The 237-nt window shown below is 57.8% G+C and carries 1 protein-coding gene; it reads left to right on the top strand.

Annotated elements, in window-relative coordinates; genetic code table 11:
- On the top strand, nt 1-237 hold a 237-nt coding region (gene moaC, locus Q4563_RS22515), incomplete at both ends, for a cyclic pyranopterin monophosphate synthase (RefSeq protein ID WP_303606130.1).

The raw sequence follows: 237 nt of genomic DNA, 5'->3' as shown, positions 1-237 counted from the left end.
CGTCTTTGCTGTTGCCCGTATCGCCGGGATTCAGGCGGCCAAACAGACCAGCCAGCTGATTCCGCTTTGTCATCCGCTGATGCTGAGCAAGGTAGCCGTTGATTTCGCCCCCCAGCCAGAACAAAACCGCATTCGCATTACCAGCTACTGCAAACTCACGGGTCAAACCGGCGTCGAGATGGAAGCCCTTACCGCCGTCAGTGTCGCCGCCCTGACCCTGTTTGATATGTGCAAGGC

Source organism: Gilvimarinus sp. 1_MG-2023, from assembly GCF_030548285.1.
The sequence above is the reverse complement of the archived record's forward strand: the minus strand, read 5'-3'. Positions and strand labels throughout refer to the sequence as shown.